Genomic DNA, 25977 nt, shown 5'->3' with positions numbered 1-25977 from the left:
CGGTAGAGCACTGCCTTCACACGGCAGGGGTCGCAGGTTCGAACCCTGCACCGCCCACCAGAACAACCCCGTCAGCGTCAGCTGGCGGGGTTTTTTCTTGGCCGACGATCGACGTCATCGGGCGTCATCGCGCGCTGGCGCTCCACCCCGCGCCACCGGACGCCATTGAGCGTCATCGCATCAAGTAGCGCATCACGCCGAAGATCAGCGAGCCCAGCACCGTCACCGTGGTCAGCTGGCCAGCGACCATCCACCGGATCAACTCGGTCCTGGTGCTGGCCAGCTCGTGCTTGACCTCGCCTCGCAGCTGCGACATGTCGCCCCGCACCGCGGCGATCTCCTGCCGCATCTCCGCGCGCACGGCGGTGATCTCCTGCTTCATTTCGGCGCGCAGGACAGACACCTCTCCGCGTACCGTGGCGATCTCCTGCTTCATCTCCCCGCGAAGAACGGCCACTTCGCCGCGGACCGCGGCGATGTCCTGCTTCATCTCCCCGCGCCAGACGGAGAACTGCGATTTCAGGTCGGCCATGTCGACCTTCACCGTCTGCAGGTCGGTGAGCTTGGCGTAAGGGGTCTGCTGATCGGTCATGCGTTTCTCCAAGGCGCCGGCGATGGCTTCGGCGGCGTGGGTGGCGGCGTGGTCGGTGGCACCGACCTGGCGGAAAGCTTTGTGCAAGGCGAGCTTCATCGAGCGGCTCCTGGGCGTCGTGGACTGCGGGTTCATCGCTGAACAAGGCCGCGATGATCCTGCGTTCGCGGGGGCGCGTCTCTTGCACATTCCAGTGATTCTTGGGGGAGAGAGCCCGGACAATCGCGCGATGTCCGCGCTGCTGCCCCCCTCGCTCGTCGCCGTCCTGCCGCGCTGCCTGCAACTCACGCGGCAGCCGCTGCCCGCCGGGCTGCTGCCGCTGCGGATGAACGGCCTGCCCCTGGGCCAGGTGCATCCGATGAGACGAGCGGCGCTGGGCGAGGTCTGGCCCGAACTGCGCATCCGCGACGACGGGCTCGACTGGGACGCGGAGGCCCTCGACGTCGAGGCCCGCTCCGCGCGCATCGAGGCCGTCGCGCTCGCGCTGCGGGCCCGCGGCGCGATCACCGGCTGGCGCGGCGAGCGCTACGCCTGCGAGCATCCGGTCGACGATCCCTGCACCGCGCGCGGCGAGCCGCTGTTCCGCCTGGAGCGCGCCGCCTTCCGCTTCTTCGGCCTGATGAGCCGCGCGGTGCATGTCAACGGCTTCCTGCCGGGCGCGCGGCTGGTGTGCGGGCGCCGCGCGATGACGAAGGCGACGGACCCCGGCCGGCTCGACAACCTCGCGGCCGGCGGCCTCACCGCCGACGAGGATCTGGTCGCCTGTGCCCGTCGCGAGCTGATGGAGGAGGCCGGCGTGCCGGCGGCGTTTGGCGCCGGGGTGCAGCCGCGCGGCGCGCTGCGCAGCACCCGCATGGAAGCCGAAGGCCTGCATGACGAGGTGCTGCACGTGTTCAGCCTTGCGCTGCCGGCCGGCTTCACGCCGCGCAACCGCGATGGCGAAGTCAGCGAGTTCCTGACCCTGGACCTGGAGACGCTCGCGCAGCGCCTGACCGGCGGCGAGTTCAGCCATGACGCCGCCGCCGTGTGCGCCTTCGGCCTGCAGCACGCGCAGGCGCTGGCCGACCTGCGCGCCTGATCGCTGATCGCTGATCGCCCGTGCGCTGCGGATTCCCCGTACCGGCCGGCGAGGACCGCTCGGCACAATCGTCGCCATGGATCAAGTCGATGCGGTGGTGATCGGGGCCGGCGTGGTGGGCCTCGCGGTGGGGCGGGCGCTGGCGATGCGCGGTCTGGAGACGCTGGTGCTCGAGCGCGAGCTCGCCATCGGCACCGGCGTCAGCTCGCGCAGCAGCGAGGTCATCCACGCGGGCCTCTACTACCCCACCGGCTCGCTGAAGGCCAGGCTGTGCGTGCGCGGCAGGCAGCTGCTGTATGCGCACTGCGCCTCGCACGGCGTCGCGCACCGGCGCTGCGGCAAGCTGGTGGTCGCGACCGCGCCGGAGCAGTTGCCCGGGCTGCGCGCGCTGCAGGCCAAGGCCGCGGTCAACGGCGTCAACGACCTGCGATGGCTGACGCGCGAGGAGGCCCAGGCGCTCGAGCCGCAGCTGCGCTGCGAGGCCGCGTTGCTGTCACCTTCGACCGGTATCGTCGACAGCCACGGGCTGATGCTGTCGCTGCAGGGCGGCCTGGAACGGCACGGCGGCGCCGTCGCGTTCGGCGCCGCGGTGACCGCGGTGGATCGCGGCGGGCCGGGACATGTCGTGCGCACGAGCGAGCTGTCGCTGGGCGCGCGCCTCGTCGTCAACGCGGCCGGCCTGCACGCGCCGCTGCTCGCCCGGACCATCGAGGGACTTCTGCCACCGCCCGTCGCCCGCTTCAGCAAGGGTTGCTACTTCGCGCTGCAGGGCCGCGCGCCGTTCTCGCGGCTGGTCTATCCGTTGCCCCAGGACGCCTGGCTCGGGGTTCACCTGACGCTGGACCTGGGCGGCCAGGCGCGCTTCGGACCGGATGCGCAGTGGCTCGATGTCGATCGCCCCGAGGACATCGACTACGCCGTCGATCCGGCCCGCGCCGAGGCCTTCTACGACGACGTGCGGCGCTACTGGCCGGCACTGCCCGACGGGGCGCTGCAGCCGGCCTACAGCGGCGTGCGGCCCAAGATCCATGCGCCGCACGAACCCGCGCCGGACTTCCGCATCGACGGCCCCGCGCAGCATGGCGTGCCGGGCCTGGTGAACCTGATGGGCATCGAGTCGCCGGGACTCACCAGCGCGCTCGCGATCGCCGAGGAGGTCCTCGCGCGGCTGGACTGAACGGCGCGCCGCGCCGCGTTCAATCAATCAATCGGGCGGCACGCGCAGCGCCCGCTCGCGTTCCTTGGCGATGCGCGCGGCGAAGTCGGCGGCGCTGCCGCCGGTGGGCAGGTTGCTGACCTCCAGCATCCGCGCGCGCAGTTCGGGTTGGCGCAGGGCGTCGTTGACCAGCGCGTTGAGGCGGCGCAGCCGCTCCTCGGGCACGCCTCGCGGCGCGAACAGGCCGAAGGTCGAGACCAGGTTGGCGTCCGGGAAGCCGAGTTCCGCCAGCGTCGGCACCTCGGGCAGCACCGGCAACCGCACCGGCGAGCCGATGGCCAGTGCCTTCAGCCGGCCCTGACGCACCAGCTGCAGCTGCTGCGCGGCGACGTTGGAGGACAGCAGCTCGAACTGGCCGCCGATCGCGTCGGTCAGCTGCTGGCCGCCGCCCTTGTAGGGCACGTGGATGATGTCGACGCCGGCCGCGGCGCGGACCTGCGCCAGCACCATGTGGCCCACCGTCGCGTGGCCCGAGGTCGCCCAGCGCAGCCGCCCCGGCGCGGCCCGCGCGGCGGCGAGCATCGCGGGGAAATCCCGGGGCTTGAACGACGGATGCGCGAGCACCAGCACCGGCGTGTCCATGAGGCTGACGACCGGCACGACGTCCCGCAGCGGGGCGTCGCCGCGGCCGCTGGCGGCGGAGGCCGGGTCCGGCGGCCCGAAGACCAGCGGCGAGATCGCGCAGTAGGCCAGCGTGTGGCCGTCGGGCGCGGCGCGGGCCAGTGACTCCAGCGCGGTCAGGCCGCCGGCGCCGGCGCGGTTCTCGACGATCACCGGCACCTTCAGTCGCGCGCCCATGAACTGGGCGAGTGCGCGCGCGGTCTCGTCGCTGACGCCGCCGGGCGGGTAGGCCACGATCAGGTGCAGGGCGCGCGACGGCCACGGCTCGGCGGCGGTCGAGCCCTGCGCCTGCGCGCCCTCGGTGAGTGCAGGCAGGCCGGCCACACCCGCGAGCGCCGCGCCGTGCCCGATCACCCACGCCCGCCTACGCATCGCGGTGCTCCATCGCGATGCGCCGCGCCAGCGCGAGGAAGGTCGCCATCGGGCCGTCCTGGTCGTGGGTCCGGTAGGCCAGCGTCAGCGGGGCCTCGAGCCGCGCCTGCTTCTCCATCGGCCGATACACGATGGAATGCGCATGCACGCCCCGCATCGAGGCCGGGACCACCGTGATCCCGGCGCCTGCGGCGACCAGGTTGAGGTTCATCATCATCCGGTCGACCTCGACGAAGCTGCGCGGCCGTACGCCGTCGCGCTCGCACAGCGCCAGCAGGTTGGCGTACAGGCCGGGCGCGCCGGGGCGCCGCACCAGGATCAGGTCCTCGTCCTCCAGCTCGGCCAGCGGCACCGGCGTCGTGGCCGCGCGCGGCACCGCCGCGAGCCGGTGGTCCAGCGGCACGGCCAGCAATGCGGGCTCCGTCAGCAGCGTCTCGAAGCTGACGCCCTCCGGTCGCGCCACCGGCACGCGCAGGAAGCCGCCATGCAGCCGCGTCTTCACGATCGCGTCGATCAGGCCGGCGGCATTGTTCTCGGTCATCGACAGCGCGATGCCGGGATGCTCGCCCCGGCAGGCGCGCAGCACCGCCGGCGTGTAGGCATGCGCCGCCGCGGAGCTGGTGAAGCCGATCGCCAGCAGCCCGTGCTGGCCGCTGGCCAGGCGCTCCATGCGGTCGCGCATGTCGTGGTAGTCGCGCAGCAGGCGCCGGGCTTCGTCGAGGAACTGCCGGCCGCCATCGGTCAGGCTTACGCCCTTGGGATGGCGATGGAGCAGGGCGATGCCCAGTTCCTGCTCCAGCGTCTTGATCTGCTGGCTCAGCGGCGGCTGCTGCATCCCGAGCAGCGCCGCGGCGCGTGTCATGTGGCCGGTCTCGGCGACCGTCACGAAATAGCGCAGGTGTCGCAGGTCCATGGCTGCGTGTCTCCGGGGCTGCGGGCGCTACGTAGGCCTCATATTCAAAACGTCTCGGATCTCGCGAATCAGTGTATTTGACGCTATGGAGCACCGTCACTAAGGTCCGCCCCGGATACCGACGCAGCGACAGCGAGACAGCGATCCAAGCACCGTCCGAGGACGGTCCGGCGGTCAGTACGACGAACGGTCCCGACGAGGACACGACAACAACGACACGAGACGGAGACAACGTTGAAGGCAACGACCACGCATTCGAGGGGAGCGCCCGCCCGGGCCCTCGCCACCACCACCATCGCCCAGGCCGCGGCGATCGGCCTGGGCCTGCTGGCCGCCGCCGGCGCGCAGGCGCAGGCCGCCTCCAGCGTGCAGTTGTTCGGCCTGATGGACATCGGCGTGCAGGCGCTGAAGGCCAGTGGGACCGACACGCGCCATCTGGTCAACAGCGACGGCAACACCTCCAGCCGCTTCGGCGTGCGCGGCACCGAGGACCTGGGCGGCGGGCTCAAGGTGGGCTTCTGGCTGGAGTCGGCGGTGTCCGTCGACGACGGCACCAGCGGCGCCACCAGCACCAACAACAAGGACTCGGTCAGCGGCGGCCTGACCTGGGGGCGACGCGCCACGGTGCAGGTCTCGGGCCCGTGGGGCGAGCTGCGGCTGGGCCGCGACTACGTGCCGTCGTTCGGCAACCTGACCACCTCCATGCATCCGTTCGGCACGAACGGGGTGGGCAGCTCGGGGATCCTGTTCTACCCGGTCCCCGCCAACGGCACGACGGCCCGCACCAATGTGCGCGCCTCCAATTCGATCGGCTACTTCACGCCCTCGGGCATCAACGGCTTCTACGGCCACGCGATGCTGGCGCTGGGCGAGCAGGGCGCCGGGCCCACGCGCAAGGACGGCCAGCTCACCGGCATCCGCATCGGCTGGCGCAACGAGACCTTCAACACCTCGGCGGCGATCTCCAAGACCCGCTACGCCACCGGGGACTACACGCAGAGCAACGTCGGCCTGTCCTACCAGTGGGGGCCGGCCAGGCTGATGGCGCTGTGGGGCCGCAACGAGGTCGGCATCTCCCGCACCACGGCGACGATGCTGGGCACGCAGTGGCAGCTGTGGCCGCAGGGCGAGCTCCGCTTCGCCTACACCTGGCTCAAGGCCAGGAACGTCGCGAGCGACGCCACGCACATCGCCGTCGGCTATGTGCACGACCTGTCCAAGCGCACCGCGCTGTACACCAACCTGGCGAAGGTCGACAACAAGGGCCGCGGCACGCGCTTCAACGTCGGCCTGGCCACGACGCAGCTTGGCGGCGACAGCGGCGGCTTCGAGGCCGGCGTCCGCCACAGCTTCTGACGCGCGCTTCAATCCCCAGCAACGAAGGAGCACGACCATGCCGTCCACCATGACGAAGTTTTCCTGCCGCCTGGCCGGCGCGGTCGCGCTCGCGGCCGCCGGCATCGCGACGCCCGACATGTATGCGCCGACCGCGACGAGCGACGGCTTGCTGCCGGAGCCCGGCGCCTTCGCGCTGGCCGCGCTGGGCGTGGCGCTGGTGGGGATGCTGCGGTGGCGCCGGCGCTGGTCGACCACGCCGATGATGACGGTGGTCGTGCTCGGCCTGGCGGCCGCGGCGCCGGTGGCCGTCGCGAAGGACGCCAAGGCGGCGCAGGATGCGCAGGACAGAGCCTTCGACATGGCGGCCGAGTCCGTGCCGGCGCCGGCGACCTGTCCGTCCGGAGTCGGCGAGGGCGCGCGCTGCCTGGCGGGCCAGGACAGCGCGGGCGCGTTCTACATGATCGTGATGCCCAAGGCCTGGAACGGCGACCTGGTGGTGCACGCGCACGGTGGACCTTTCCTCGGCGCGCCGACGGCCAAGCGGGTCGTCGAGGACATCGAGCGCTGGTCGATCATGCCGAGGCTGGGCTATGCGCTCGCCGCGTCGAGCTACCGGCAGGGCGGTGTCGCGGTGACGGCCGCGGCGCAGGACAACGAACGGCTGCGACGCCTGTTCATCGACAAGGTGGCCAAGCCGAAACATGTCTACCTGCACGGCCAGTCCTGGGGCGCCAGCGTCGCGGCCAAGGGCGCGGAGCGCTTCGTCGACGGCAAGCCCTATGACGCGGTGCTGCTGAGCTCGGGCGTGCTGGGTGGTGGCACTCGCAGCTACGACTTCCGGCTCGACCTGCGCGTTGTCTACCAATACCTCTGTCACAACCATCCGCTGCCGAGCGAGCCGCAGTACCCGCTGAATATCGGGCTGCCGCTTGCCTCGACGATGAAGCAGGCCGACCTCGCCAATCGCGTGAACGACTGCCTGGGCCTGAACAAGCCCGCGGCGGAGCGCTCGCCCGAGCAGGCCGCGAAGATCAAGACCCTCGTGGACGTGGTCCACATCCCGGAGCGCAGCATCCTGTCGCACTTGAACTGGGCCACCTGGCACTTCCAGGACATCACGTTCAAGCGCACCGGCGGTGCCAGTCCCTTCGGCAACGTGGGCGCGGTGTACGCCGGATCGAGCGACGACGCGGCGCTCAACGCGGGCGTGCAGCGCTACGCGGCGGATCCGAAGGCGGTGGCGATGCTGGCGGCGGACGCGGACCTCGACGGGAAGATCCCGGTGCCGGTGCTGACGGTGCATGCCATCCACGACCCCACGGCGATGGTCGAGCTGCAAGAGAGTTTCGGCCGCACGATGGCGGCGGCGGGGCGCGGCGATGCGCTGGTGCAGACCTTCACCGGCGACAAGGACCACAGCTACCTGAGCGATCCGACCTACGCGGCGCTGATGGAGGCGCTGTCGAACTGGGCGACGCAAGGCCGCAAGCCGACGCCCGCATCGATCGCCGCCGGTTGCGAGAAGGCACGCGTGACGCTGGGATCGACCTGCCGCTTCGAGCCGGACTACCAGGTCCGGCCGCTGGAGACGCGGGTGGCGCCGCGCGAACGGCCCTGATACCCGGACGACAGCGACGACACCGACGACACCGGCCGCAAGCCGGTGTCCCCACTTTGGGAGAAGCCGGATCCGGCATTCGGGCGAAGAATCGGCGGGTTGATTCGACAGGAGCCGCCATGTTCACCGACCTGATCCGCACCGGCCGCGAGGACGCGCCGCAGGGCAATCGCCGCGACTTCATGGAGGCCGCCGCCGCGCTGGGCCTGAGCGTGATGGCCGGGCCGGTGCTCGCGCAATCCGGCTCGGGCGGGGCGCCGGAGCTGATCCTGCGCAACGGCCGCATCACGACGATGGACCCGGCGCGGCCCGAGGCGAGCGCGATCGCGCTGCGCGACGGCGTGGTGATGGCGGTGGGCGGCGACGCGGAGATCGCCAAGCTCGCCGGCCCCAGGACCCGGGTGGTCGACGTGGAGAAGCGCCGCGTGATCCCGGGGCTGACCGACTCGCACATGCACATCATCCGCGGCGGCCTCAACTTCAACATGGAGCTGCGCTGGGACGGCGTGCGCTCGCTGGGCGCGGCGCTGCAGATGCTCAAGGACCAGGCGGCGCGCACGCCCGCGCCGCAGTGGGTGCGGGTGGTCGGCGGCTGGAACGAATTCCAGTTCGACGAGAAGCGCATGCCGACGCTGGCGGAGCTCAATGCCGCGGCGCCGGACACGCCGGTGTTCGTGCTCAACCTCTACAACATGGCCTTCCTGAACCGCGCGGCGCTGCGCGCGGTCGGCTACACCAAGGACACGCCGCAGCCCGCGGGCGCGATCATCGAGCGCGACGCGCGCGGCGATCCCACCGGACTGCTGCTGGCCGAGCCCAACGCCTTCATCCTCTACAACACGCTGAACCTCGGGCCCAAGCTCGATCCGGAGCAGCAGCTCAACTCGACGCTGCACTTCATGCGCGAGGAGAACCGGCTGGGCGTGACCTCGGTGGGCGACGCCGGCGGCGGCTTCCAGAACTATCCCGATGACTACGGGATCATCGACCGGCTCGCCAAGGAGGGCCGGCTGACGGTGCGCATCGCCTACAACCTGTTCCCGCAGAAGGCGAAGCAGGAGCTGGCCGACTTCCAGCGCTGGGCGAAGACCGGCCGGCCCGGCGACGGCAGCGACTTCTACAAGCTCAACGGCGCGGGCGAGATGCTCGCCTTCAGCGCGGCGGACTTCGAGGACTTCCTCGTGCCGCGGCCCGAGATGCCGGCGGCGATGGAGAGCGACCTCGAGGGCGTGGTGCGTTTCCTCGCGGGCAACGGCTGGCCCTGGCGCATGCATGCGACCTACGACGAGACGGTGTCGCGCGCGCTGGATGTCTTCGAGAAGGTCCATCGCGATCATCCGATCGACCAGCTCGGCTGGTTCTTCGACCACTGCGAGACGGTGACGCCGCGCAACCTGGAGCGGATCCGCAAGCTGGGCGGCGGCATCGCGGTGCAGAACCGGATGTCGATGCAGGGCGAGTACTTCATCCGCCGCTACGGGCTGAAGGCGACGGCGGAGACGCCGCCGGTCAAGCGCATGCTGGAGATGGGTCTGCCGGTGTCGCTGGGCACCGACGCGACGCGGGTGAACAGCTACAACCCGTGGCAGGCGCTGTACTGGCTGGTGTCGGGTCGCACCATCGGCGGCACGGTGCTCTATCCGGAGGAACGGCGGCTGGAGCGCATCGCCGCGCTGCGGCTGATGACGGCGGACGGGGCGTGGTTCTCGCGCGAGACGGGGAAGAAGGGCGTGCTGAAGGCGGGCGCCTTCGGCGACCTGGCGGTGCTGGACCGCGATTTCCTCACCGTGCCGGAGGACCAGATCCAGGACATCACCTCGGTGCTGACGGTGGTGGCGGGCAAGCCGGTGCATGGCAGCGGCGCTTACGCGTCGCTGGCTCCGCCCTTGCCGCCGGCGATGCCGGACTGGTCGCCGGTGCGCCGCTACGGCGGCTACCAGGCGCGCAAGTCGTCGACGTCCGCGATGAGCGATGCCGAGCGCCGCTACCAGTACGCCGCGATGTGCGGCTGCGCCAGCCAGTGCGGCGTCCATGGCCACGACCACACGGCGGTCGCGAGCGCGGCCAGCGATGCCGCGGCGGCGCAGGCGTTCTGGGGCGCGCTGGGCTGCAGCTGCTACGTGTGACGGAGCGGCAGCAAGGGAGCGAGGGCGGTGAGAGCGCGCTGAAGCGACGATGACGCGGCGCCGGGGCGCTGGAGCGCCGCTCAGAGCGGCAACCCGAACAACCTGGCCGCGTTTCCCCAGGCGACGCGCCGTGCGACGTCGGCGGGCAGATCGCCGAGCCAGGCGCGGTAGCCCTGCATGGTGGCGTCGTAGTGCTGCCAGCGCTGGTTGACCCAGGTGTCGGAGCCGACCAGGAAGCGATCGGGATGGCGCTCGATCAGCGCGCGCCAGTCGGGGCAGAGCTTGCCGTCGTCGCAGGTGAGGCCGGGGCGGTAGGACAGCTCGCCCATCAGCCGCGGGTACTTCGCGAGCAGGGCCTGGACGCGCTCGATCGGGGTGCCGTTGATGCCGGTGTGAGCCCAGATCAGGCGGAGCTCGCGTCCCTGGCTAGGCGTGGCGGCCATCAGCAGCTCGATCGCCTCGTCGTCCACATGGGCGAGCACCACGAGCGACTTCTCTTCGGCCAGCGCCATCAGCTGGCGCGCGACGGTACCGCGCGCGTTGGCGCTGTCGTAGAGGTGGAACTCGCCGAGGCCGCGATACGGCCCGGCCGCGGTGCCGCGCGCGAGTTCCTCCTGGACCATGCGGTAGATGCTGGGATCGCGGAACCAGTTGTCGTAGTCAGCGCGCGTGCGATAGAGCCGGATGAAGGGCACGACGGTCACGCCGGCGGCGCGGGTCTCCGGCAGCGCGGCGAGGGCGCGCGTGCCGTCGTTCGGACGCGAGTTGGAGAGGATGGCCTTCACGCCGTTGCGCTGCATCCGCGCGAGCACGTCGGCCGGCGGATGCGGACCGTCGCGACCGTTCCAGGCTTCCTCGTTGTAGTGGAGGTGCGCGTCGAAGAGCGGGCCGGTGTAGTCGGCCGCGAGGGCGCCGCCGGACCACGCCGGCGACAGCGCCAGCACGACGAGCAAGGGCAGCAGGGCAGGCGGCACACGGCGCATGGGCAGGCTCCAGGGCGATGAGGTCGCGGTGGATTCTGCGCCTGCGAGGCGCCTATCGACGATCGGGGAAGGTCCCGGGCAGCGGCGTCAGCGAAGAGGCCCCAGGTCCGATGGGCGCGAGCAGGAGGCAGCGATCCGGTGACGGATCGCAGAAGCTGACATCGATGAGGTCGGTGGGTGGACGCCGTGGGCGCAGGATCAACTGCGGCACGCGCGGCCAGCGTGCCAGGAGCACGCGCTCGATGACGGCGCGAGGCAGGGTGGGCAGCCGGACGAACAGCCACTCGACGTCCTTGAAGCGGGTCATCTCCAGGCCTTCCCAGTCGATGAACGCGGGCGGATCCTGAAGGATCAGCGTGGCTTGCGGGTGAAGGCCGGTCGACCGCGCCGTGAGCGCGAGGTGGGCGCAGGCCGCCTCGCAGAGGCCATGCACCTCCACGCGCCTGAACACGAATGCCGCATGCAGGGCGAGCCGGGTCCTGATGGGCCGGCCGCCGCGCAGGTCCTTCAGATGGATCGCGTCGATGCCGGGGCGGCGCCGCAAGGCGTCGTCGATCCGCTCGACGGCCGCGTCATCGAGCACGCCGTCACGTATCCAGAGCTCGGAGCCATCCCGCTCAATGCTGATCGCCAGCGCATCCGACGCGGCACCGATCGCCGCGGCGAATCCCAGCCGTCTTATGAGGTTCATCCACATGGGCGCGTCGGTCACGCCCGCGGCCGCATCGGTTCGATGACGTCCCGGAGTGCCTCTGCGGACGCGCGCCGGGTGCAATTCTGACCACCCGGCATGCCGCCAGGGCCGCTCGACGCGGGAGCCCGCCTTGCCCGCCCAGGGCCACACCCGTCCCAGCCGCTTGCCGGAGAGCCCCATGCACCATTTCTCGCCTCGCAGCCTTCGCACCACCGATCTCATCCGCGAATCGCTGATCGCCGGACTTGCTTCCGGCTTGCTCTCCGCCGCGGCGGTGGCCTGGGGCAGCCGCGCCGGCGGCCATCGCGCGGTGGCAGGCCTCAACGCGCCCAGCCATTGGCTCTGGGGCGACGAGGCGCTCGAGTCCGAGGCCTGCAACCTCCGCCATACCGGCGTCGGCGTCGCGACGCACGTCGCCTCGGCCCTGTTCTGGGGCGGGATCTACGCCCTGATGCGCGGCTGGCATCGGCGACCGACGCCGCTCAATGCGGCGACCGACGCGGTCATCCTGACCGGCGCCGCCGTGGTCACCGACTACCTGCTCGTGCCCCGGCGCCTGACGCCGGGCTTCGAGGCTCGGCTCACGCCGCGCCGGCTGGGCATCGTCTACCTGGCGCTTGCCGGTGGACTGGTGCTCGGCGCGCTGTGCAGTGAGCGGGACTGAACCCGTCCGCTGGCGATGTCGGGCGCGGCGTGCCGCGCCCGACCGCGGTCACTCGATCGACAGCAACGTCACCGACCGCGCCGGCAGGCTGAGCGACGCGCCCAGCGTTGCCTTCTGCCCGGTCATGACGTCGGTGGCGGTCTCGCCGCCGCGCAGCATCTCGGTGAAGCGCGTCAGGTCCAGCTCCCGCGCCTCGCGCGCCTTGTTCAGCACCAGCATCAGCCGCTTGCCGCCCAGGCCCTTCGCCGCGTCGTAGCGGAACAGCACATAGGCCTCGTTCAGCGGCGCGTACTGCATCAGCGCGCCCTCGTGGACCAGCCGCTCCGATTTGCGCCAGTTCAGCAGCCGCTTCAGCCAGGCCTGCGCGCCGGCCTGGCGCTCGCTCAGGCCCGCGCCGGTGAAGGCGTTGACCGCGTCGCCGGCCCAGCCGCCGGGGAAGTCCGCGCGGGCCGCGCCGTCGTCGCGGTGGCGCGGGCTGGTCATCAGGATCTCGGTGCCGTAATAGAACTGCGGAATGCGGCGCACCACGCTCAGGAAGGCCCAGGCCATCTTCGTCAGGTCCAGGTCCTCGTGCAGCATGCTGTACAGGCGCGGCGTGTCGTGGTTGCCCTCGAAGAGCACCAGGTTGGCCGGGTCCGGATAGACGAAATCGTGCGCCAGGCCCTCGTACAGCCGCGTGAAGCCGCCATCGTGCGAGTCGGCCTGGTTCAGGCCGGCCAGGATGGCCTCCTGCATCGGGAAGTCCATCAGGCTCGGCAGCGACGACACGTAGCCATCGTGGTTGCGCTTACCGGCTTGCCAGTACGACACCACCGCGGGATGCGGGCTCCATTCCTCGCCGACGATGTTGAGCTTCGGATACTCGTCCTTGAGGCGGCGCGACCAGGCGGCCAGGAAGTCCTTGTCCGAATAGCTGTAGGTGTCGGTGCGCACGCCCGCCAGCCCCGCGCTCTCGATCCACCACAGGCTCATCTGCGTGAGGTAGGTCGCCACCAGCGGCTGGCGCTGGTTGAGGTCGGGCATGTCCGGCGTGAACCAGCCGTCGCTGAAGCGCTTGCGGTCGCTCGGCGCCGCGTAGGGATCCTGCAGCGACATGCGCGCGTGATGCGTCTCGGTGTAGCGGGGCCAGACGTTGACCCAGTCCGCCGTCGGCAGGTCGGCCATCCACCAGTGGTGCACGCCGATGTGGTTCAGCACGATGTCCTGGATCAGCCCCAGGCCGTGGCGCTTCGCTTCCGTCGCCAGGCGCATGAAGTCGGCATTGGTGCCGAAGCGCGGATCCACCTTGTAGAAGTCGGTCGCCGCATAACCGTGGTAGCTCCACTTCGGGCTGTTGTTCTCGGACAGCGGCGTCGGCCACAGCATCGTGAAGCCCATGCCCGCGATGTAGTCGAGGTGCGCGGTCAGCCCGGCGAGGTCCCCGCCGTGGCGGCCGCCCGGATCGTCGCGCCGCAGGCCTTCGGCCATGCCGGGCACCTCGTCGTTGCGCGGGTCGCCGTTGGCGAAGCGGTCCGGCACCACCAGGTAGATCGCATCCTTCGGGCCGAAGCTCTCGCGCTGCGCCGAACCGGCCGCGCGGGCGCGCAGCGGGTAGCGGTGCTCCAGGACGGTCCGACCCTCATGCTGGAGCTGCAGCGTCAGCGTGCCCGGCTGCGCGCTGGGCGCGATGCGCAGGTCGACGAACAGGTAGTTGGGGCTGTCGCCCCGCCGCGTGCCGACCAGCGTCACGCCGGGCGCCGGCACGAGCGCGACCTGCAGCGCACCGATGCCGGCGCCGTGCAGCATCACCTGCAGCTCGGGGGACTTCATGCCGACCCACCAGTCCGGCGGCTCGACGTGGTCGAGCGTGACGGTGGCGGGGAGGGAGACGGAAGCGGCCGTCGCGGCGGCGGCGGGAGTGTGCGTCATGGCAAGCAGGCTCAAGGCGAGGGGGAGGAGGAAAGGGGCGAGGAAGGCGGCAAGGGGTGAGGCGAGCGGCGCCGCGGGACGGGTCGGAGCGATCATCGTGCCCGTCCTTCAGCGCAGGCGAAAGACCTGCACCGACAGCGGTGCGGCGGTCAGCGTCAGGCGGCCGGTGGCGTCGACGCGTGGCGCTGGCATTGGCGCAAGCTCCGGCGTGGAGGCGGTCGGATGGAGCCGGCGCAGCGGGCGTTTGGCGCTCAGGCCGGCGAGCGTGACCTGGGCCGCCTCCTGGCCGTAGTTGATGACGACGAGCACGCGCTCGCCCCGGTACGCGCGCTGGAAGCTCAGCACGCGGCCCTGCGCCAGCGGCGCTTCGTAGCTGCCGCGCGCCAGCGCCGGCTGCGTGTTGCGCAGCGCCAGCATCGCCTTGTAGAAATTCAGCAGCGAGCCCGGATCGGCCGCCTGCGCCTGCGCGTTGTGCGTGGCGATGTTGGGCGCCGCCGGCCGGAAGGGCGTGCCGGAGGTGAAGCCGCGCACGTCGCCGGTCCAGCTCATGGGCGCGCGCAGCGGCGCGTCGCCCGGCAGGCCCGCGACACCGGCCTGGCCGATCTCCTCGCCGTAGTAGAGGAAGGGCGTGCCGGGCAGCAGCAGGTAGGTGGCGGCAGCGAGCTTGTAGCGCGCCTCGTCGCCCTGGAACTGGTCCCAGGGGCGACGGCCCGCGAAGATGTCGTGGTTGCTCAGCATCGTCGCCATCGACAGCGGCGACTCGGTGAAGAAACGCGCGACCCGGGCGACCGCCTCGTCGGCGCCATCGCCGCCCTTGGCCGCGTCGATCACCGCGCGCTCCAGCCCGAAGGCGAAGGCGCTGCCGCAGATCTCGGGCCGGGTGTAGACCTTGGGCTCGGCCGTCGCCTCGCAGACGACGAAGCGATGCGGATAGCGCTTGATCAGCCGCGCGAAGTCGCCGGTGAGCGCGCGGCTCTCCGGCTGGTCGTTCCAGTCCCTGGCGCTGTTCTCGATCAGGTGCGGCACCGCGTCGAGGCGGTAGCCGTCCAGGCCGCGGTTGAGCCAGAAGCGCAGGCTGTCCGCGTGGTACTTCACCACCGCCGGATTGCGCATGTTGAAGTCGGGCATGTCGGGACCGAAGGTCGCGAAGTAGCGCGGCGAGCCGGCCGGCGCCAGGGGCGTCGAGGTCGGCTTGGGGGGCGCGCTGGCGCCTTCGGGCAGCTCGGGCACCTGCTCGCCGGGCAGGTACCACGGCGTGTGGCCCCAGATGTCCCAGTCCGCCAGCTCCGCCAGCGGCTGGGGGCTCCACACGAACCAGTCGCGCCACGGACTGGCCGGATCGGCGGCCGCGGCCTGGAACAGCGGATGCTCCCGCGCGCCGTGGTTGATCACGTAGTCCATGACCACGCCGATGCCGCGCCGGTGGGCCTCGCGGATCAGCTCGTCGAAGTCGGCCAGCGTGCCGTACTGCGGCTCGATCGCGCGGTAGTCCGTGGTGGCGTAGCCGTGGTCGTGGTCGGCGCTGGCGGTGATCGGCATCAGCCAGAGGCCCTTGACGCCCAGGTCCTTCAGGTAGTCCAGCCGCTGCGTCACGCCGCGCAGGTCACCGATGCCGTCGCCGTCGCTGTCCTGGAAGCCACGCACGAAGATCTCGATGAACGGCCCGTGCTGCCAGCCCTGCGGCAGCGCGCTGCGGCCCGGCCGCTCCGGCACCGGCGACAGGTCCACCGGCGCGGCGGGCGCGGCGCCGGCGCCGGTCGCCGTGAGCAAGGCCAGCGTCGCCACGGCGGCGGCGAAGGCGAGGGGGCGAGGCGTCATCTCGCGGTCTCCTGATCTTTGGGCTTGTAGCAAAAGTACAAATCTCGGTGAGGCGGTTGTGAGTTCTTTGAATACCGCCGCGGCGCAGCATAGAAGGATTGAGTAGTGATGGGAAGTCCTGATCCTCCTGATATGTAGTTTTGCTACCATCCAAAACCGAACCCGCTGCCAGCCCTCGGGATGGCCTCGGATCAAAAAACAACAGTTCGATGGAGATCCGATGGGCGTTCGTCCGACCCCGTGCCTTCCGTGGTGCCGTCCCTGTTCCCGTCCTCGGTCCGGTTTCCGCTCCGGTCTCCGGTCGCGTATGGCGGCCGTGATCCTGAGCGGCCTGGCGACGCTGCCCGCTTGGGCGTCTCCGATGGGATCGCCCGACGCGGCGTCGGGCCCGGCGCTCGCCGCCTGCGATGCCGGACCGGTGACCACGCTGCGCGCGCAAGCGCCCGCGCTCAAGGTGACGACGGACGCCCCGCAGCCGGTCTGGCTCGATGACCGCCGGATGCGTTGGCCGGCGCTGACGCTGGGCGCGGGGCAGGTCGTGCGCTTCCATCACTCGGCCGAAGGCGCGCTCGATGTGGTCGACGGGCGCCTCACTGGCAGCGATCTCAGCGGCGCCCTCGAACCGGCGAAGGACGCGCCGGACGCCGAGATCACCGCGCAGAGCGCCTACCTGGGCGCGGGCCTGGACTTCACCATCGATCCCGCCATCGACCGGCGCGCGCTGCATCGCGGCCAGACGCTGATCACCGTGGAGGACGACCAGGGCCGCGTGCTGCGCTGGAGCCCGGCGCAGACGGCCCGGGCGCTCGACGTGCTCCATGCCGCCGCGGAGGACGAGCGCGCGCTCGGTGTCTCGCTGACGCCGGCCGGCGCCAGCTTCAAGCTGTGGGCGCCGACCGCCGATCGCGTCGAGCTCTGCCTCCACGACGGCCCCGACAGCGCCGCCCGCGCTCGCCTGCCGATGGCGCGCGACGAGCTCACCGGCATCTGGTCCGCTGCCCGGACCGGCGTGCGCAGCGGCGCGTACTACCGCTACCTCGTCGAGGTCTTCGTGCCCGGCGTCGGCCGGGTCCGCAACCTGGTGACCGATCCCTATGCGGTCAGCCTCTCGGCCGACTCGGCGCGGGCCTATGTCGCCGACCTGTCCGAGCCCCGGCTGCAGCCGCGCGGCTGGGCGGCCAGCCGCATCCCCGACCGGGTGAAAGCGACGACCGACATGGTCGTCTACGAGCTGCATGTGCGCGACTTCTCGCGCGACGACCCGACCGTCCCCGCGGCGCAGCGCGGCAAGTACCTCGCGTTCACGCGGAGCGACTCGGCCGGCATGCGCCATCTGCGCGCGCTGAGCCGCGCCGGCCTGACCGACGTGCACCTGCTGCCGGTCTTCGACCTGGCCACCGTGCCCGAGCGTGGCTGCGCGGTCCCGCGCGTGCCGGCGGCCGCACCCGACAGCGATGCGCAGCAGGCCGCCGTCATGGCGGTCGCCGACACCGACTGCTTCAACTGGGGCTACGACCCCTACCACTACAGCGCGCCGGAAGGCAGCTTCGCCAGCGACGCGAACGACGGCGCGGTCCGCGTGCGCGAGCTGCGCGCGATGGTGATGGGCCTGCATGCGGCCGGCCTGCGCGTGGGCATGGACGTCGTCTACAACCACACGACGGCCGCGGGGCAGCAGCCGCATTCGGTGCTGGACCGCATCGTCCCCGGCTACTACCAGCGGCTGGATGCGCGGGGGCGCGTCGAGCGCTCGACCTGCTGCGACAACACCGCCACCGAGCACCGGATGATGGGCAAGCTGCTCATCGACTCGGTGCTGCTGTGGGCGCGCGAGTACAAGATCGCGTCCTTCCGCTTCGACCTGATGGGCCACCAGCCGCGCGCCGTGATGGAGCGCCTGCAGGCGCGGCTCAAGCGCGAGCTCGGCCGGGAGGTGCAGCTGATCGGCGAGGGCTGGAACTTCGGCGAGGTCGCCAACGGCGCGCGCTTCGTGCAGGCTTCGCAGTTGTCGCTGAACGGCACCGGCATCGGCACCTTCAGCGACCGCGGCCGCGACGCAGTGCGCGGCGGTGCGGCCGGCGACGACGCGGCGACCTCGATGCGCCGGCCGGGGTTCCTCGTGCCCGCGCCCGCCGACGACGCCGCGCGCCGCGAGGAACTGCTGCGCCAGGGCGACCTGCTGAAGCTGGCGATGGCGGGCACACTGCGCGGCTTCCCGCTAGCGACCGCCGACGGCCGGCTCGTCACCGGCGAGCGCCTGCCCTACGGCGACCAGCCGGCCGGTTATGCGTCGGTGCCGGCCGAGGTCGTCAACTACGTCGAGAACCACGACAACCAGACGCTGTTCGACGCCCTGGTGCTGAAGCTGCCGCGCGCCACCAGCGCCGAGGACCGCGCCCGCACCCAGGCCGTCGCCCTGGGCATCAACGCGCTGAGCCAGGGGGTGGCGTATTTCCATGCCGGCGGGGAGTTGCTGCGGTCCAAGTCGATGGACCGCAACAGCTACGACTCGGGGGACTGGTTCAACCGGCTCGACTGGACCGGCCGGGACAACGGCTTCGGCGCCGGCCTGCCGCCCGCGCGGGACAACGGCGCGGACTTCGCGCTGCTGCGTCCGCTGCTGGCCGATCCCGCGATCAAGCCGGGGCCGGCGGTGATCGACTGGACGCGCCGCGTGTTCCTCGACCAGTTGCGCCTGCGCGCCAGCACCCCGCTGTTCCGGCTGAACGAGCCGAGTGAGATCGCGCGGCGGCTGGTCTTCCACAACACCGGGCCGGCGCAGCAGCCGGGCGTGATCGTCGGGCGGCTGGACGGCGCCGGCCGCGCGGACGCGGTCTTCGACCGGGTGCTGTACGTGGTCAATGCCACCGCGGCGCCGGCCGCGCTGACGATCGCTGCCGAGGCGGGGTTCCCATGGCGGCTGCATCCGGTGCAGCGCGCCGCCGGCGCCGCCGACCTGCGGATCCGCCGCGAGGCCTCGGCCGATGCGCGCGGCGCCTTCCGCGTGCCGGCGCGCAGCGTGACGGTCTTCGTGGTCGAGCGCCGCTGAGGGCCTCGTTCACGCCGCATATCCCCGTCTTCGTCGCACGGAGGTGCGCGCGCGGCGCGGCAGGACTAGCATGGTCGCCAGCGGCCCTGTCAGAGGCCGCGTCGGAGACGGTCATGGGAACGATCCACGCGATCCACGAAGTCCACCCCGAAGCATCCGGGATCTCCCGGGGAGCGGCGCATCCAGCGCATCCGGCGCGCGCGCCGGGGTGGCGGGCGACGCTGCTGGGCGCGCCGCGTCGCGCCGGCCCGGCGCTGATGGCGGCCCTGGCCCTGGGCTTGGTCCTGACCGGCTGCGCGTCGGTGGACGACGGATCGACGGCCGCCCGCGTCGACACCGCGCCGCTGATCCATGACGAGCTGTTCCCGCCCTCGCGCGACGTGATCGATCCGGCGCAGGTGATGACGATGTCGCCCAAGATGCGCGAGTTCCTGCGTGCCCGGCTGCCCAACGCCGGCAGCGGCACGCTGATGACGGAGACCCGCGACATGCGCCACATGTTGCTGGATGCGCTCTACACCCGCGGCGAGCTGCAACTCGAATACGACGCCGAGACGACGCGCACCGCCGCCGAGGCCTTCGACGCCAAGGCCGGCAACTGCCTGTCGCTGGCGATGATGACGGCGGTCTTCGCCCGCGAGGCCGGCATGCCCATCATGTTCCGGCAGATCTACGACGAGGAGCAGTGGAGCCGCGTCGGCGACCTGCAGGTCGTCTCGGGCCACGTCAACATCGCGCTGGGCCGGCGCAAGTCGGACTTCCGCGTGATCGGCAACGACGAGCCCTCGCTGGTGGTGGACTTCCTGCCCGGCGCGCAGATCGCGCGCCAGCGCGCCATGCCGCTGGAGGAGCGCACCATCGTCGCGATGTACTTCAACAACCGCGCCGCGGAGCTGATGGCGCAGGCCCAGCTCGACCGCGCCTACTGGTACGCGCGGGCCGCCTGGCTGCACGAGCCGCGGCTGCTGGCGGCGCTGAACACGCTGGGCGTGATCTACCGCCGCCATGGCGACACGGCGCTGGCCGAGCGCGCCTTCCGCGCGGTGCTGGCGCGCGAGCCGGCCAACGTGCAGGCGATGGCCAACCTGGCGCAGGCGCTGCGCCTGCAAGGCCGGCTGGCCGAGGCGGAGCAGCTCGAGACCCGCCTCGCGCAGATCCAGCCCTATCCGCCGTTCAAGTTCTTCGACCTCGGCGTCGCCGCGATGAAGGCCGGCGAGTACGCCCAGGCCCGCGACCTCTTCGCCAAGGAGATCGCGCGCTCCGCCTACTACCACGAGTTCCATTTCTGGATGGCGCTGGCCAATGTCGGCCTGGGCAAGTGGGACGTGGTGCGCGAGGAGCTCGCCAAGGCCGAGGAGTACAGCGTCACCCAGCCGCAGCGCCGCCTGTACGCGGCCAAGCTCGAGAGCCTGAAGGCGCGGATGGAGCGGACGTCGACGAAGTTGCGCTAGGTCGCGCCGTCCGCCGCGCTGCTCGTTGCGCCAGAGACATCCGGTCCCTCGCCAGGCGTATTTCTGTGGCCAACGGTCGCAGATCGCCCAGCCGTGATGAGAAATTCGTGATCCTGTGCACAATCCGCCGCCGTTTGACCAGCCTTGGGGAGGGCTCATGCAAATCGCGGTGGTGGACGACGACATTCATCTGCTAGAGCTGTTGTCGCGGACCGTGGCATCGATGGGCCATGTGCCCCACCGTTTCGCCGACGGCGCGAGCCTGCTGCAGGCGATGCGGCGCCAGACCTTCGACCTGCTGCTGGTGGACTGGGAACTGCCCGGCCTGTCCGGCGTGGAGGTCGTGCAGACGGTGCGCGCCGAGGGCGCCGGCATGCCCATCGTGATGGTCACGCATCGCGACGCGGAGCGGGACATCGTTCAGGGGCTGACCAAGGGCGCCGACGACTACGTCGTCAAGCCGGTGCGCGGCGCCGAACTCAAGGCGCGCCTGCTGGCCCTGCTGCGTCGCGCCTATCCCGAGCAGGGCGGCGTGCAGCGCCATGGCGCCTTTGAATGGCGCGCCGCCACGCGCGACTGGCTCAAGGACGGCGTGCCGGTCGAGCTCAAGCCGCGCGAATTCGACCTGGCCGCCTGCCTGTTCCGGCAGATCGGGCGGGTGCTGTCCCGCGGCTACCTGATGAACGCCGTCTGGGGACGGGACGACGAGGTGCCGACGCGGACCCTGGACACCCACATCTCGTCGATCCGGCTGAAGCTGGGCCTCCGGCCCGAGCAGGGCTATCGACTGGGCGCCGTGTACGGCCATGGCTACCGGCTGGAAGCGCTGGAGCACGCCGAGGCGCTCGCCACGCCGCCGGCCGCGTCGTCCCCCGATGCTGATGCCGATGCCGAAGCCCGCGCGACGCGGGACCTGCCGGTCCGCGAGTCCAGCGAATGAGCCACGCACCCTCGAGCGTGCTGTTCGCGGCCTTGCTGACCGCCGGCGTCCTGTCGACCGCCCGGGCGCAGGGCGCGGACACCGTCGCCCATGTCGTGCAGCGCGGCGAATCGCTCTATCGCATCGCCCAGGAGCAGCTGGAAGAGCCCTCGCGCTGGCCGGAGCTGGCGCGGCTCAACCGCATCACGCGTCCCTCGCGGCTGCAGCCCGGACAACGCCTGCTGTTGCCGCTCGCGCTGATGAAGGGCCAGGCGAGCCCGGCCACGGTGGCCTACGTCCGCGGCGGCGTGCTCGCGGACGGCGTCGCCTTGCGCATCGGCGACCGCATCGCGGAGGCCGCGACGCTGACCGTGCCGGCGCAGGGCTTCATCAGCGTGACGCTGGCCGATGGCTCGCTGCTGCAGCTGCAGTCGGGCTCCGTCGCGCGCCTGGTCCGCCTGCGCGAGCTGCCGCGCGAGACGCGCAACACCTTGATCGAGCTCGATCGCGGCCGCATCGACCTGCGGGTGTCGCCGCAGACGCCCGGGTCGCGCTTTCGCGTCCGCACGCCGCTGGCAACCGCCGGCGTGCGCGGGACCCGTTTCGGCGTGACGATGCCGGCGCAGGGCGGCTTGACGGCCGCCGACGTGATCGAAGGCCGGGTGGCGGTGGAGGCCGCGCGCGGGGCCGCGGCGGAGACGGCGGTCTCGATCGGCGAGGGCGCCGTGGTGCGCGCGGGGCGTTCGCCCGAGCTGCGGACCCTGCCGCCCGCGCCGCCGTGGGTGGACGAGCTGCGGCTGGAGAGCCTGCCCGGCGAGCTGCCCATCGGTGAACTGAGCGCCGGCCAGCAGGTGCGCGTGGAGATCGCCGATGACGACGCGTTCACGCGGGTCGTCGCCACCCTGCAGGGCCGGCCGCCGCTGTCGGTGCCGGTGCTGCCCGACGGCCGCTACCGGATCCGCGGCCGGCTGCTGGACGCGGACGGCCTGTTCGGTCGCGAAAGCACGGCGCGGCTGCGCATCAAGACCCTGCCGCATGCGCCGATCGCGCGCGAACCGGCCCAGGGGCAGGTCCTGCCGCCCGCGCCCGTGACGCTGCGATGCACCGAGGTGCCGGGCGCGCAGGGCTACCTCTTCCAGGTCTCGACCGATGCGCGCTTCGAGCGCCCGCTGCTGGAGCGGCAGGTCTCCGGCGCCGCCTGCGCCTTCGAGTGGGCCTCGGCGCCGATCGGCGTGCTCCACTGGCGCGTCGCCTCGCTGGCGCCCGAGCCGGACGGCACGCTGGAGCGCGGCCCGTTCGGCGACCCGAGCCGGCTGGAGATCCGTCCGCTGCCGGTGGCGCCCGCGGGCGCCGGGCTGTCGCTGCAGGGCGACCGCCTGCACTGGGCCGGCGCGGCGGGGGCCCGCTACCGCGTGCAGGTGGCGCAGGACACCGGCTTCGAGCGGATCCTGTCCGACGTCGAGGTCGACGCGCCCGAGGCGCGCCTGACCCTGCCCACCGGCTGCCGCTCGCTGGCGGTGCGCCTGCAGGTCATCGATGCGCTCGGACGCCGCTCCGCCTTCGGCGCGGCGCGGCTGATCAGCGGCGAAGGCGGCCTGTGCACCGAGGACGGGGCAGCCGTCGGCGCCACCGCCGGCGCGGTGCGCATCGGACGCTGATGCGCAGCGCCTGGCTCGCCGACGCCCGCTTCCGACGCCGGCTCCACGCGCTGGGGTGGGCCTGCTTCATCGGCGCCGTGGCTGGCGCCGGCGCGCTGGGGACCTCGGGGGTGGGGCGGCTGGATGCGCTCATCACGGACGCCTTCCTCCACTGGTCGCCGCGCGCCCTCCCGGACGACGTGGTCATCGTGGCCGTGGACGACGCCAGCCTGGCGGCGCTCGGGCGATGGCCCTGGCCGCGCGACGTCCATGCCCGCCTGCTGGACCGGCTGACGGCCGCGGGCAGCCGCGCGGTCGGCCTGGACCTGATCCTCTCCGAGCCCGACCCGGCGCACGACGCGGCGCTCGCCGCGGCCCTGCGTCGTCATGGACACGTGGTGCTGCCGCTGCACTTCACGCCGGGCGAGACGCCGGGCGGCATGGTGTCCCTGCCGGTGCCGGCGCTGGCCGGCGCGGCGGCCGGTCTGGGCCAGCTGCATGTCGACCGGGATGCCGACGGCCTGGTGCGGGCCCTGTTCCTGAGGGAGGGCTTCGGCAGCGTGAGCTGGGACCATTTCGCCGTGGCGCTGCTGCGGCAGGCGCGCCCCGGCATCGACCTCGCGGAGCCGGCGCCCGACCCGGCGGATGGGATGGGAGCGGCGGGAACGGCCGGACGGGCGGAGGCCGGTCGCTGGAACCGGTCGGCGCGTTTCCTCATCCCGTTCGCCGGACCGCCCGGTAGCGTCCGGCGCGTGTCCTACGTGGACGTGCTGCGCGGCCGGGTGGACGCCGCCACCTTCAAGGAGGCGACCGTGCTGGTCGGGGCCACCGCGCCGGGTCTGACCGATGCCTATCCCACCCCGGTGTCGCGCACCGAGGCGCTCATGCCGGGCGTGGAGATCGCCGCGCAGGCCCTGGTCGCGCTGCGCGAGGGACGGACCCTGCGTCCGCCGACCTGGTGGCAGGGCGCCTTGCTGGCGGTGACGCCGCTGCTGCTGGCGCTCGCGGTGCTGCGCCGGACGCGGCCGCGCGTCGGGCTCGGCGTGGCGCTCGGCCTGATGCCGGCGATCGTGGTGCTCGCCTGGGCGCTGCACCATCTGGCCGGCGTGGTGTGGGCGCCGTCGGCGGCGCTGGCGGGCCTGGCGCTCGTGATCCCGCTCTGGAGCTGGCAACGCCTGGAGACCGCGCTCGCCTACCTCGAGCGCGAGTTCCACCGCGTGCGGGAGCGGCTGCCGCCACGCGACGGCCTGGCCGTCTCCGCGTCCGGGGGCGATCCGCTGGACCGCCGCATGGCCGCGCTGACCGCGGCGGCGAGCCGGCTGCGCCAGCTCGAGGGCCAGCGCCGGGAGGCGATGGATTTCCTCTCCCATGACCTGCGCGCGCCCTTGTCCGCGACGCTGGCCCTGATCGAGCTGGCCGACGCCGACGCCGACGCCAACGGACCGACCCTGGCGGCGATCGAGGTCCAGACCCGGCGCGCGCTGGCGCTGGCCGAAGGTTTCGTCGAACTGGCCCGGGCGGAAGCGCCGGAGGCGCTGCGGACGGCGCCGCTGGACCTGCGCGACGTGATCGTCGAAGCGGTGGACGGCGCCTGGTCCGAGGCGCGCCAGCGCGGCGTCGCGATCGAGACGCGCGCGCCGGACGAGGATGCCGTCTGCGACGGCGATGTGGCGCTGCTGGTGCGCGCCGTGGGCAACCTGGTCGACAACGCGTTGAAGTACGGCCGTGCCGGCGGCGTCGTGCGCTGCGAGCTGTCCCGGACCGCGACGGGCTGGCGCATCGACGTGGCCAGCCAGGGCGAGCCGCTGGCGCCGACCGAGGCCGCGCCGCTGTTCGACCGCTTCGCCCGCGCCGCGGGGGGCGCCGCGCGCGTCACCGCCGGCGCCGGCCTCGGGCTGGCCATCGTCCGATCGGTGGCCCGGCGGCATGGCGGTGACGCCGGCTGGCGACCGGCCGACGACGGCAACCTGTTCTTCATCGAGCTGCCCCGCGCCGCCGGCTGACGGACCAAACGTCAACAATCGTCAGCGACGCTGGTCCCTCCCGCTGGCCCTTCCTACAGTCCGCCCGCCGCTGTTCCTGCGGCACGAACTGGGAGAAGGATCTTGAAAGCGCTCATCGCCGAATTCATCGGCACGTTCTGGCTGGTCCTGGGCGGCTGCGGCAGCGCCGTGCTGTCGGCCGCCTTTCCGGAATCGGGCATCGGACTGCTCGGTGTCTCGCTGGCCTTCGGCCTGTCGGTGCTGACGATGGCGCATGCGGTGGGGCCGCTGTCGGGCGGCCACTTCAATCCGGCGGTGACGGTCGGGCTGTGCGTGGCGGGGCGCTTCCCGGCGCGCGGCGTGCTGCCCTACGTCGCCGTGCAGGTGCTGGGGGCGGTGGCCGCGGCCGCGGTGCTCGCCGTGATCGCCAGCGGCAAGCCTGGCGTCGACCTGGCCGCCGGCGGCTTCGCCGCCAACGGCTACGGCGCGCACTCGCCGGGCGGCTACTCGCTGGCGGCGGCCGCGCTGACGGAAGTCGTGCTCACCGCCTGCTTCCTGCTGGTCATCCTGGGCGCGACCTCGCGCCAGGCGGCGCCCGGCTTCGCGCCGCTGGCGATCGGCCTGGCGCTCACGCTCATCCACCTGATCAGCATCCCGGTCACCAACACCTCGGTGAACCCCGCGCGCAGCGCCGGCGTGGCGCTGTTCGCCGGCGACTGGGCGCTGGGACAGCTCTGGCTGTTCTGGCTCGCACCCATCGCCGGTGGCGTCATTGGCGCCGCGGCCGGGCGGGTCCTGTTCGACGCGCCGCTGGCGCCGGCCGGGGCGCCGCGATGAAGCGCCTGTCGCGCCGACACATCATGAAGCGGCAGAAATACCGGCCCGGCGTGGCCTGCATCGCGCCCGTGATGAACGAGTGAAGACTTGTCGCGGCCGAGCCGCGACCGTACGCCCCGCGCGTCGCGCCATGCGCTTGTTGCCGTCCGCGACAAGCCGGG

The 25977-nt window shown here is 72.2% G+C and carries 19 protein-coding genes; 12 read left to right on the top strand and 7 right to left on the bottom strand.

Annotated elements, in window-relative coordinates; all coding sequences use genetic code 11:
- Positions 1–172: 172 nt before the first annotated feature.
- Positions 173–691 (bottom strand): coiled-coil domain-containing protein, encoded by a 519-nt coding sequence (locus ACTJKJ_RS03345; protein ID WP_440819596.1) that lies wholly within the window; start codon positions 689–691, stop codon positions 173–175.
- A gap of 130 nt (positions 692–821) precedes the next feature.
- Here ACTJKJ_RS03345 and ACTJKJ_RS03340 point away from each other — a divergent pair, with 130 nt between their 5' ends.
- Both ACTJKJ_RS03340 and ACTJKJ_RS03335 read left to right on the top strand, forming a co-directional pair.
- Positions 822–1670 (top strand): DUF4743 domain-containing protein, encoded by an 849-nt coding sequence (locus ACTJKJ_RS03340; protein WP_440819595.1) that lies wholly within the window; start codon positions 822–824, stop codon positions 1668–1670.
- A 76-nt stretch (positions 1671–1746) separates the two neighbouring features.
- Positions 1747–2847: an NAD(P)/FAD-dependent oxidoreductase gene (locus ACTJKJ_RS03335; RefSeq protein WP_440819594.1), complete on the top strand. Its 1101-nt coding sequence runs from the start codon at positions 1747–1749 to the stop codon at positions 2845–2847.
- Positions 2848–2874: 27 nt separating this feature from the next.
- Here the strand turns inward: ACTJKJ_RS03335 and ACTJKJ_RS03330 are convergent, their stop codons facing one another.
- A complete protein-coding gene (locus ACTJKJ_RS03330) occupies positions 2875–3879 on the bottom strand; it encodes a Bug family tripartite tricarboxylate transporter substrate binding protein (RefSeq protein ID WP_440819593.1) in 1005 nt (334 codons plus the stop codon).
- A complete protein-coding gene (locus ACTJKJ_RS03325; protein ID WP_091723411.1) occupies positions 3872–4792 on the bottom strand; it encodes a LysR family transcriptional regulator in 921 nt (306 codons plus the stop codon). The genes ACTJKJ_RS03330 and ACTJKJ_RS03325 overlap by 8 nt, the downstream gene beginning before the upstream one ends.
- A gap of 234 nt (positions 4793–5026) precedes the next feature.
- Between ACTJKJ_RS03325 and ACTJKJ_RS03320 the strand changes: the two genes are divergently transcribed.
- From ACTJKJ_RS03320 to ACTJKJ_RS03310, 3 genes are all read left to right on the top strand, one after another.
- Entirely contained in the window at positions 5027–6148 is a 1122-nt protein-coding gene (locus ACTJKJ_RS03320) for a porin (RefSeq protein ID WP_440819592.1), read from the top strand.
- A gap of 37 nt (positions 6149–6185) precedes the next feature.
- Positions 6186–7748, top strand: coding sequence for a hypothetical protein (locus tag ACTJKJ_RS03315; protein ID WP_440819591.1), 1563 nt, complete (start codon positions 6186–6188; stop codon positions 7746–7748).
- Positions 7749–7963: 215 nt separating this feature from the next.
- On the top strand, positions 7964–9874 hold the full coding sequence (locus tag ACTJKJ_RS03310; RefSeq protein ID WP_440819756.1) for an amidohydrolase: 1911 nt from the start codon (positions 7964–7966) through the stop codon (positions 9872–9874).
- A gap of 80 nt (positions 9875–9954) precedes the next feature.
- Here ACTJKJ_RS03310 and ACTJKJ_RS03305 read toward each other — a convergent pair whose 3' ends face one another.
- Positions 9955–10857 (bottom strand): amidohydrolase family protein, encoded by a 903-nt coding sequence (locus ACTJKJ_RS03305; RefSeq protein ID WP_440819590.1) that lies wholly within the window; start codon positions 10855–10857, stop codon positions 9955–9957.
- A gap of 52 nt (positions 10858–10909) precedes the next feature.
- Positions 10910–11554: a hypothetical protein gene (locus ACTJKJ_RS03300; RefSeq protein ID WP_440819589.1), complete on the bottom strand. Its 645-nt coding sequence runs from the start codon at positions 11552–11554 to the stop codon at positions 10910–10912.
- A 175-nt stretch (positions 11555–11729) separates the two neighbouring features.
- On the opposite strand from ACTJKJ_RS03300, the gene ACTJKJ_RS03295 reads away from it, so the two are divergent.
- Positions 11730–12215: a hypothetical protein gene (locus ACTJKJ_RS03295; RefSeq protein ID WP_440819588.1), complete on the top strand. Its 486-nt coding sequence runs from the start codon at positions 11730–11732 to the stop codon at positions 12213–12215.
- 48 nt (positions 12216–12263) lie between these two features.
- Here ACTJKJ_RS03295 and ACTJKJ_RS03290 read toward each other — a convergent pair whose 3' ends face one another.
- Both ACTJKJ_RS03290 and ACTJKJ_RS03285 read right to left on the bottom strand, forming a co-directional pair.
- Positions 12264–14123: a glycoside hydrolase family 13 protein gene (locus tag ACTJKJ_RS03290; protein ID WP_343601644.1), complete on the bottom strand. Its 1860-nt coding sequence runs from the start codon at positions 14121–14123 to the stop codon at positions 12264–12266.
- A gap of 108 nt (positions 14124–14231) precedes the next feature.
- Positions 14232–15941 (bottom strand): alpha-amylase family glycosyl hydrolase, encoded by a 1710-nt coding sequence (locus ACTJKJ_RS03285; RefSeq protein WP_440819587.1) that lies wholly within the window; start codon positions 15939–15941, stop codon positions 14232–14234.
- Positions 15942–16302: 361 nt separating this feature from the next.
- Here ACTJKJ_RS03285 and ACTJKJ_RS03280 point away from each other — a divergent pair, with 361 nt between their 5' ends.
- The 6 genes from ACTJKJ_RS03280 to aqpZ all read left to right on the top strand — a co-directional run bounded on the left by ACTJKJ_RS03280 (position 16303) and on the right by aqpZ (position 25816).
- Positions 16303–18990, top strand: a complete 2688-nt coding sequence (locus tag ACTJKJ_RS03280) for an alpha-1,6-glucosidase domain-containing protein (protein WP_440819586.1) — start codon at positions 16303–16305, stop codon at positions 18988–18990.
- 113 nt (positions 18991–19103) lie between these two features.
- On the top strand, positions 19104–20441 hold the full coding sequence (locus ACTJKJ_RS03275; protein WP_440819585.1) for a tetratricopeptide repeat protein: 1338 nt from the start codon (positions 19104–19106) through the stop codon (positions 20439–20441).
- 157 nt (positions 20442–20598) lie between these two features.
- Entirely contained in the window at positions 20599–21381 is a 783-nt protein-coding gene (locus ACTJKJ_RS03270; RefSeq protein WP_440819584.1) for a response regulator transcription factor, read from the top strand.
- Entirely contained in the window at positions 21378–23018 is a 1641-nt protein-coding gene (locus tag ACTJKJ_RS03265) for a FecR domain-containing protein (RefSeq protein WP_440819583.1), read from the top strand. Before ACTJKJ_RS03270 ends, ACTJKJ_RS03265 begins: the two co-directional genes overlap by 4 nt.
- Positions 23018–25000, top strand: a complete 1983-nt coding sequence (locus ACTJKJ_RS03260; protein ID WP_440819582.1) for a CHASE2 domain-containing protein — start codon at positions 23018–23020, stop codon at positions 24998–25000. Before ACTJKJ_RS03265 ends, ACTJKJ_RS03260 begins: the two co-directional genes overlap by 1 nt.
- Before the next feature lie 102 nt (positions 25001–25102).
- Complete coding sequence (aqpZ, locus tag ACTJKJ_RS03255) at positions 25103–25816, top strand: aquaporin Z (RefSeq protein ID WP_440819581.1); 714 nt, start codon at positions 25103–25105, stop codon at positions 25814–25816.
- The last annotated feature ends 161 nt before the right edge of the window (positions 25817–25977 follow it).

Origin of the sequence: Roseateles sp. 22389, assembly GCF_052044995.1 — a bacterium.
In the GTDB taxonomy this organism is placed as follows: Bacteria; Pseudomonadota; Gammaproteobacteria; order Burkholderiales; family Burkholderiaceae_C; genus Roseateles.
Note: the sequence above shows the minus strand (reverse complement) of the source record. Positions and strands in the feature narration are given on the sequence as shown.